The organism is Spirillospora sp. NPDC046719, from assembly GCF_040645715.1.
Lineage (GTDB): Bacteria > Actinomycetota > Actinomycetes > Streptosporangiales > Streptosporangiaceae > Spirillospora.
In genome coordinates this window covers 1-7,415 of sequence record NZ_JBEYYT010000449.1, presented here as the reverse complement: position 1 = coordinate 7,415, position 7,415 = coordinate 1, and the positions used below count along the sequence as shown (strand labels likewise).

Sequence of the window (7,415 nt, the reverse complement as noted above, 5' to 3'; positions counted from 1 at the left end):
CCGCGCGCCCCGCCCCCCCCCCCCGCCCCCCCCGCCCTCGTCCCCGCCGGCTCCGACGCCGGCCGCGCAGAAAGAGAACCATGCAGGTCTTCCTTCAGACACTGATAGGCGGACTGAGCCTCGGCGCGATCTACGCCCTGGTGGCGATGGGATTCTCCCTCGTCTACCGCACCATGGGCCTGGTCAACTTCGCGCACGCCGACGTGCTCATGATCGGCGCCTACGCCGCGTCCACGTTCTACATGTCGACCAAGCTGCCGTTCGCCCTGGCCATGGTGCTGGCCATCGCGGTGACCGGCCTCATCGGGCTGTTCATCGAGCGGGTGCTGCGCCCGCTGGAGAACAAGGACTTCACCCTGATGCTGATCGGCACGATCGGCTTCGGGATGGTGCTGCAGGCCGTGGCCGTCCTGATCTGGGGCGCGACCGGGCGGGCCGTCCGGAGTCCGGTCGGCGGCGCCCCGCTGGAGTTCTTCGGGCTCCGCGTCCGCACCTACGACCTGGTCGTGCTGGCCATCGCCGCGGTGGCGGTGTTCCTGCTCGTCGCGTTCCTGCAGCGGACCAAGATGGGCGCCGCGATGCAGGCGGTCGCGATGGACCACGAGGCCGCCACCGCGGTCGGCATCCACGTCGGCCGCAGCAACGCGATCGCGTTCGCGATCGGTGCCGGGCTCGCCGCGCTCGCCGGCGGGCTCGTCGGCCCGCTGCTGTACGTGAACCCGACGATGGGCGGCACCATCGGCATCAAGGGCTTCGCCGCGGCGATGCTCGGCGGCTGCGGCAACATCCCCGGCGCCATCGCCGGCGGCTTCGCGATCGGGGTGCTGGACTCCTTCGCCGCCGGCCACTTCCAGGGCTACTCCGAACTCGTGGTGTTCCTCGTCTTCACGGTGGCCATCATGATCCGGCCGACCGGCCTGTTCGGCGAGACGACGGTGAGCCGGGCATGAACGGCCTCCTCAGGAACCGGTACACGCCGAAGCTCGGGACTCTCGCGGCGTTCGTCGCCATCGCCTGGCTGCTGCCGTACACGGTCGGCGGCTACGCCATCCACGTCGTCGACATCGCGCTGGTGTTCGCGCTGCTGGCGATCGGCATGGGGCTCGCCATGGGCATCGCCGGGCAGATCAACCTCGCGCAGATCGCCTTCTTCGGGGTGAGCGCGTACGCGACCGCGATCCTCACCACCCACAACGGGCTCGGGTTCTGGCCCGCCGCGGCGCTGGCGCTGGTGGCGTCCGCGCTGATCGGGCTGCTGGTCGGCATCCCGGCGCTGCGGATGCAGTCGCACTACCTCGGGATCGTCACGCTGGGCCTCGCGCTCGGCTTCATCAACTGGACCACCAACGCCGAGATCGCGGGCGGCGCCGAGGGCATCTCGGCGATCCCCGTCCCGCCGATGTTCGGCGTCGACCTGTCCAGCGAGTACCTGTACTACTACCTCGAGGTCGTCGTGTTCGCGGCCGCGCTGGCCTTCGGGCTGTTCGTGGTGCGCACCGGCCTCGGCCGGCGGCTGATGGCGATGCGGGACGACCCGCTCGCCGCCGGCGCGGTCGGCGCGGAGATCCCGCTGCTGCGGATGACGGCGTTCATGCTGTCGAGCGTGTTCGGCGGCCTCGCCGGCGTGCTGTACGCGGGCCTGATCCGCTACATCGCGCCCGACACGTTCAACATCGCCAACATGTTCCTGCTGCTGGCGATGGTCGTGATCGGCGGCCGGCAGAGCCTCGTCGGCTGCGTCGTCGGCGCGGTCGGCCTGACGCTGATCCGCGAGAAGCTGGTGGACCACCCCACCTACGCCCAGCTCGGCTTCGGCGTCGTCGTGGTCCTCATGGTGGTCTTCGCGCCGACCGGGCTCGCCGGCGTCCCCGCCCGGCTGAAGGCCCTGCTCGACCGCCGGCTCGGCCGGACCGCGGAACGGTCCGTCCTGCGGCCGTTCGAACCCTACGAGGCCGCCGCCGATCCGGGGGAGAGGACCGCGGCCGGTGACCCGCGACCGATGCTGGAGATCGACGGCGTCGCCAAGCAGTTCCGCGGGCTCAAGGCGCTGAAGGACGTATCCCTCACGGTCGAGCGCGGTGAGATCCGCGGCATCGTCGGGCCGAACGGCTCGGGGAAGACCACGCTGTTCAACGTCATCAGCGGCTTCTACCGGCCGTCCGGCGGGCGGGTCCTGATGGACGGGCAGGTCGTCTCCGGGTCCCGCCCGTACCGGCTCTCCCGGCACGGCCTGGCCCGCACGTTCCAGAACCTGCGGCTGTTCGGGGAGCTGACCGTCCGGGACAACCTGCTGGTCGCCCTCGACCGGTCCCGGACGTACGCGATCTGGCGGTACGCGCTGTGGCCCGTCGGGATCTGGCGGCAGGAGCGCCGCCTGCACCGGCGGGCCGACGACCTGCTCCGCCGCTTCGGGCTGACCGAGTTCGCCGCGGCGTCGCCCGGCGCGCTGCCGTACGGCATCCAGCGCCGCATCGAGATCGCCCGCGCGATGGCCGGGTCGCCGCGCCTGCTGCTGCTCGACGAGCCCGCCGCCGGGCTCAACGGCGAGGAGGTGCGCCAGCTCTCGGAGATCGTGCGCTCCATCCGGGACAGCGGCGTCACCGTCGTGCTCATCGAGCACAACATGGGGCTGGTGATGTCGCTGTGCGAGCGGGTCACCGTCCTCGCCGGCGGGTCGGTGATCGCCGAGGGCACCCCCGCCGAGGTCGTCGCCGACCACGCGGTCATCGAGGCGTACCTCGGCGACTCCGCGATGGCCGGCATGCCCCTCCCGAACAGCGAGGTGAGTTCATGAACGCGGGCACGGCCGCCAAGGGCGGCGAGAAGGCCGGGGCCGGGACGGGCGGCCAGGAACCGGCGACGCTGACGGTGGAGGACCTCTCCGTCCACTACGGCGGGGTCTGCGCCGTCAACTCGATCGGCTTCACGGTGGGACCGGGCCAGTCGGTCGGGATCATCGGGGCGAACGGGGCGGGCAAGACCTCCACGCTCAAGGCGCTGATGGGACTCGTCCCGCGCAGCGGAGGACGCGTCACTTTCGGCGACACGGACCTCACCCGGGTCAAGGCGCGCGACATCGTCCGGCACGGCATCGGCTACGTCCCCGAAGGCCGGCACGTCTTCCCGGGCCTCACGGTCGAGAAGAACCTGATGCTCGGCGCCTACGCGCGCGCGTGGCGCGGCGCGGAGACGAAGGCGTCGCTCGCCGAGGTCTACGAGCTGTTCCCGGTGCTGGGGGAGATGCGGTCGCGGCTCGCGGGCGCGCTGTCCGGCGGCCAGCAGCAGATGCTGGCCGTCGGCCGGGCGCTGATGGCCCGGCCCCGGCTGATCCTGCTGGACGAGCCGTCCATGGGCCTGTCGCCGAAGCTCGTCGAGGACATCCTCGCGGTGCTCGTGCGGCTGCGCGAGGAGGGGCTGAGCCTGCTGCTGGTCGAGCAGAACGCCAAGCTGACGTTCGAGGCGACCGGCGACTGCGTCGTGATGGAGAACGGCGAGGTGGCGATGGTCGGCACCTCCCGCGAGCTGCGCGACGACGTCCGGGTCCGCCGCATCTACCTGGGCCTCTAGGTGCACCGTCGCCGGGCTCGTCCGGATCGTCCGGTCCGAGCCCGGCCTGGGGACGGGGCGGCGCGCCGCGGGTCAGCGGCAGAAGGGCTTCATGCCCATCGCGGACTCGATGCCGTTCAGCACCAGGCTCTGGAACTGCTTCGCCCCGGCGAAGCCCGTGCCGTCGTCGGTGAACGCCTTGGCGTCGTGCCCGAGGGTGGTCAGGAAGGCCCGGCCGCCGTCGTAGTACTGGCACCACGCGACGGGGTGGAACGAGCCGTGCCCCGGATGGTTCATGTTGCCCGTGACGCCCTGGGCGAGGGTCTTCTCGTCCACGGTGGCCAGGAACCGCACCTCGCTGGGGAACGGGACGAGGTTGTACCACTCGTCGCTGAAGTCCCACCGGGTCGGCAGCCCGGCGGTGGAGGCGTCCTTGCGGTCGATGGTCTGGACGGTCCCGGGCTGCGCGTGACCGTGGTCGTAGAAGTTGGCTCCGCCGAGGAGCCCCTCGTACCAGGGCCAGTTGTACTCGGTGCCGAACGCGTTGTGGATGCCGACGAACCCGCCCCCGCCGCGGATGTACTGCCGCAGCGAGGTCTGGGCCGCGTCGTCGAGGGTGTCGCGGGTGGTGCTCATGAAGACGACGGCGTTGTAGCGGAACAGCGTCGACGGCGACGCGAGCTGCGCCACGTCCTCGGTCCAGTCGACGCCGAACCCGTTGTCCTGCCCCATCTTCACCAGGGCCTTCTGGGCCACGTTGGCGTCGGTGAGCGGCGGGTTCATGCCCGGGCCGAGGGCGGGGCCGAGGTTGGCGTGCCGAGGTCCGGCGGTGCGGCTGTAGACGAGGATCTTGTAGCCCTTGGCCGGGTCGAAGTTGCCCCAGTCGTGGTAGCAGCGGGGGTCGGTGCCGCGGCAGACGCCGTAGACGGGGTCGCCGAGCTCCTGGGCGCCGGCGTTCTTCGGCTTGGCGAGGGGGCCGGCCGTGGCCGCTCCGCCGGTCAGCGCGGCGGCGGCCAGCACGGCGGCGGTGCCGGCGGCGGCCGCGGCGGCGGACAGCACGGGGGACGCGGGTCTCTTCATGGGGTGGGTTCCTTTCCGGCGTGCTCGCTCACTGGTCCATCTAGCGGACCAATTGAACCGTCTAGAGGTTCTAGGACGATCTCACGCGGATCCGCCGTCGGCAATACCTCCGGCGGCGCCCGCTCCGGGCGGGCCACAGAGATCCACTGTCATGACTGGTGAAATTACCGATGTGCGGGAGCCGTTCGAGATGCAGGCTATTGCCAGGGCTGCGGAAGCGGCTTACCGTGTCGTCCGTTGATCGGACCGTTGAGTCCGTCTAGTGGACCCACGGAATGGGAGAGAGCATGGATCGACGGAACTTCCTGACCGGGGCGGCCGCGGTCGTCGGCGGCACCGTGGCCTTCACGCCGCTCCGCGCTCCCGCGGCGAACGCCGACGCCGCCTCGTCCCGCCTCGCCCTGCCCGTCCCGCCGCAGCCGACCGCCTTCGGCGCCACCGGCCGCGACTTCCCCAAGGTCTGCGGGAACCTCGGCAACCAGAACCACTCCACGCTCCGCGGGATCGACCGCGGCAACGTCCGGCGCCTCGGCGGCGCCTGGCACGTCAACCTGGAGGGCGGCAGCACGTCGGGCCGCTCCCAGCAGAGCACGATCGTCGCCCAGGACGGCGTGCTGTACGTGCAGAGCGGCCAGCAGAACGTCTTCGCCGTCGACGGCCGCACCGGCGAGGTCAAGTGGAAGACCAACGTCGGCTCGCAGCAGACGAACATGCGCGGCGTCGGGCTGGGGGAGGGGCTGGTCTTCACCACGTCCGGTTCCAACATCGTCTACGCGCTCGACCAGAAGACCGGCGCCGTCGTGTGGCAGCGCGAGCTGCTCGTCGCCGGCGAGGGCGACCCGAACTGCGACCCGCAGGAAGGGCAGTGCGGCGGCAACCGCGGCGGCCTCGCCGGCGCCATCGTCTACTTCGACGGCCTCATCTACGTCGGCACCGAGGGCAGCACCGCCGGCGCCCGCGGCCGCGCCTACGCCCTCGACGCCCGCACCGGCGAGATCGCCTGGACGTTCTGGGGCCCGCCCGGACCCGGCGAGTACGGCAACGACACCTGGGAGGGCGACACCTGGAAGACCGGCGGCGCCGTCTGCTGGATCCACCCGGCGATCGACCCCGAGCTCGGCCTCGTCTACTGGACGTTCGGCAACCCGTACCCCCGCACCAACGGCTCCACCCGCGGCGGGACGAACCTGTTCGCCAACTGCCTGGTCGCGATCGACGCCAAGACCGGGAAGCGGCGCTGGCACTTCCAGTCCGTCCACCACGACATCTGGGACTTCGACAACGTCATGGCGCCGGTGCTGATCGACCTGAAGATCGGCCACCGCACGCGCAAGGTCGTCGTGTACGGCAGCAAGGTCGGGATGTTCTACATCCTGGACCGCGAGACCGGCAAGGGCGTGCACGGCATCACCGAGCGCCCCGTCCCGCAGGAGCCGCGGCAGAAGACCTGGCCGACGCAGCCGTTCCCGGGCGGCGAGCCGTTCGTCCACCAGGCGCCGAGCTTCCACGACACCACCCGGCCCGTCCCGTACTACCCGACCGGCGAGATCTTCACGCCGTTCTGGGACGACGCGACCATCCTGTTCCCCGGGGCCGGCGGCGGCGCGGACTGGTCGTACATGTCGTTCAGCCCGCACACCGGGTTCGTCTACGTCGGGTACGGGCTCATCAACTCCTCCTACTCCAACACCAACGGCGGCCGCGTCAACACCGCCCGGCCGCTCGGCGAGTACTTCTCCGGCGGCATCGTCGCCGTGGACCCGCGCGCCAACAAGCCCGTGTGGCGCAAGGAGGGCGAGTGGTCCCTCGCTCACGGCAACGGCATCCTCACCACCGCCGGACGCGTCATGTTCCAGGGCGGCCCGGACGGCGTGCTCCACGCGATGGACGACGCCACCGGCCGCGACCTGTGGAGCTGGCAGTGCGGCGCCGGCGTCCACACCAGCCCGGTCAGCTACGAGATCGACGGCGAGCAGTACATCGCGGTCTTCGCCGGCGGCAGCGGGCTGCCCTACCCCGACATCCCCAAGGGCGACCACCTGTGGGCGTTCAAGCTGAACGGCAAGGTCGGCCCGGCGCCCGCGCCGACACCGCCGTCCAAGCGCAACCAGATCCGCACCGCGCCCGTCGCGGGCGCCGACGCCGGCAACACCATCACGCTCGGCCGGATCTGGGACTCCTCCTCCGGCGCGCCCGGCGACGCGGAGAACACCGTCGCGCAGAACGCGATGTCCCCGCAGCACATGACCGTTCCCGTGGGCACCGAGGTCACCTTCGTCAACCCGGCCGGGAACGAGCACTCGCACGGCGCCGCGTCGTTCTTCGAGCACGTGTTCAACTCGGGGCGGCTGAAGCCCGGCGAGTCGTACAAGCACACCTTCACCGAGCGCGGCGAGTACTTCTACAACGACCCGGTCTTCCCGCAGAGCACCGGGAAGATCGTCGTCCAGTGACCCCCGGGCCGGCGGGCCCGGGCCGCACAGATCCCCCCACGGAAGGGAAGCACCAGAGATGACCCAGCACATCCCCGACGCCGAGACCGCGAACGCCGACGTCCGCGACGCCCAGGCGCAGGGCGCCGCCGCCCGGCGGGCGGACTCCTGGTCCACGCCCGACTACCAGATCGTGGAGACCTCCCTGGAGGTCACGGCCTACTTCGGCGTCGAGATCTGATCGCCGGCCGATGAGGGTGCGCGTTCTCGGCACCGCCGCGGGCGGCGGCGTCCCCCAGTGGAACTGCGCGTGCCACGGGTGCGCCGCCGCCCGCGCGCACCCGTCGTGGCGCCGCC

The 7,415-nt window shown here is 71.4% G+C and carries 6 protein-coding genes; 5 read left to right on the top strand and 1 reads right to left on the bottom strand.

Annotated elements, in window-relative coordinates; genetic code table 11:
- Positions 1 to 80: 80 nt before the first annotated feature.
- Genes ABZ914_RS42550 through ABZ914_RS42540 form a run of 3 tightly spaced genes read left to right on the top strand, consistent with a single transcriptional unit; the run spans position 81 to position 3,567 of the window.
- Complete coding sequence (locus tag ABZ914_RS42550) at positions 81 to 950, top strand: branched-chain amino acid ABC transporter permease (RefSeq protein ID WP_500200451.1); 870 nt, start codon at positions 81 to 83, stop codon at positions 948 to 950.
- The gene (locus tag ABZ914_RS42545) at positions 947 to 2,794 is read left to right on the top strand and encodes a branched-chain amino acid ABC transporter ATP-binding protein/permease (RefSeq protein WP_500200449.1); all 1,848 of its coding nucleotides are present in this window, start codon (positions 947 to 949) and stop codon (positions 2,792 to 2,794) included. Before ABZ914_RS42550 ends, ABZ914_RS42545 begins: the two co-directional genes overlap by 4 nt.
- Positions 2,791 to 3,567 (top strand): ABC transporter ATP-binding protein, encoded by a 777-nt coding sequence (locus ABZ914_RS42540; protein ID WP_500200447.1) that lies wholly within the window; start codon positions 2,791 to 2,793, stop codon positions 3,565 to 3,567. The genes ABZ914_RS42545 and ABZ914_RS42540 overlap by 4 nt, the downstream gene beginning before the upstream one ends.
- 72 nt (positions 3,568 to 3,639) lie before the next feature.
- Here the strand turns inward: ABZ914_RS42540 and ABZ914_RS42535 are convergent, their stop codons facing one another.
- Positions 3,640 to 4,626, bottom strand: coding sequence for a ThuA domain-containing protein (locus ABZ914_RS42535; protein ID WP_500200446.1), 987 nt, complete (start codon positions 4,624 to 4,626; stop codon positions 3,640 to 3,642).
- Positions 4,627 to 4,913: 287 nt separating this feature from the next.
- On the opposite strand from ABZ914_RS42535, the gene ABZ914_RS42530 reads away from it, so the two are divergent.
- Together ABZ914_RS42530 and pqqA are read left to right on the top strand one after the other, a co-directional pair.
- Complete coding sequence (locus ABZ914_RS42530) at positions 4,914 to 7,079, top strand: outer membrane protein assembly factor BamB family protein (RefSeq protein WP_500200444.1); 2,166 nt, start codon at positions 4,914 to 4,916, stop codon at positions 7,077 to 7,079.
- 58 nt (positions 7,080 to 7,137) lie between these two features.
- Positions 7,138 to 7,299, top strand: coding sequence for a pyrroloquinoline quinone precursor peptide PqqA (pqqA, locus tag ABZ914_RS42525; RefSeq protein WP_500200442.1), 162 nt, complete (start codon positions 7,138 to 7,140; stop codon positions 7,297 to 7,299).
- The last annotated feature ends 116 nt before the right edge of the window (positions 7,300 to 7,415 follow it).